This window comes from Rhodococcus artemisiae (assembly GCF_036327795.1).
Taxonomy (GTDB): Bacteria; Actinomycetota; Actinomycetes; order Mycobacteriales; family Mycobacteriaceae; genus Rhodococcus; species Rhodococcus artemisiae.
In genome coordinates, this window is record NZ_JAUTXY010000053.1 from 1 (window position 1) to 752 (window position 752).

General features: G+C 64.5%; 1 protein-coding gene. It reads left to right on the forward strand.

Annotated elements, in window-relative coordinates; all coding sequences use genetic code 11:
* Positions 1 to 752, forward strand: a 752-nt coding sequence (locus Q7514_RS33130; RefSeq protein WP_330137394.1) for an IS30 family transposase, incomplete at both ends; no start/stop codon positions are given.

Consider the following 752-nt stretch of genomic DNA (forward strand, 5'->3'; position numbering starts at 1 on the left):
CGTGAGGTCGGGGTCAACGAGCGCACCGCCCGGGACTGGCGTCGGGGAATCCGGCATTCCGGCTCAGGCAACAGGCGGGTCCATCCGGACGGCCGAGTCGTGGACTACAACCGCCGAAGCGACTACACACAGTGTGTGACCAGTGTGACCTGTGATGACACCGCGCAGCCAGGGATCAGCGACCGGTACCTGTCGGTCGAGGACCGGATTGCGATCGCCGACGGCCTGCTCATGCAGGATTCGCTGCGGACGATCGCGGCACGGATCGGCAAGAACGTCTCCACGGTCTCGCGGGAGGTTCGTCAGCACAGCATCGAGGGCCGATATCTGCCGTATCAGGCGGATCGGGCAGCGGCCGCAGCCCGGGTACGGCCGAAGCAGGCCAAACTGGTGACGAACGCGGTCCTGCGGGCAGCGGTCGAGGAAGGCTTGTCCCGGAAGTTGTCACCGGAGCAGATCTCGCATCGCCTGCGCCGGGATCACCCCGACGACGAAAGCATGCGGGTGAGCCACGAGACGATCTACCAGGCATTGTATTTCCAGGCCCGCGGCGGCCTGAAACGCGAAGTACAGAAAGCGCTTCGAACTGGTCGAACGAGACGTAAACCGCAGCGCAGAGAGGGCGAACGGTATCAGCGGTTCACCGATCCGATGGTCATGATCAGTGATCGGCCCGCGGAGGTCGCCGACCGCGCTGTGCCCGGGCACTGGGAAGGTGATCTGATCACCGGTGAACAGAACAAGACCGCGAT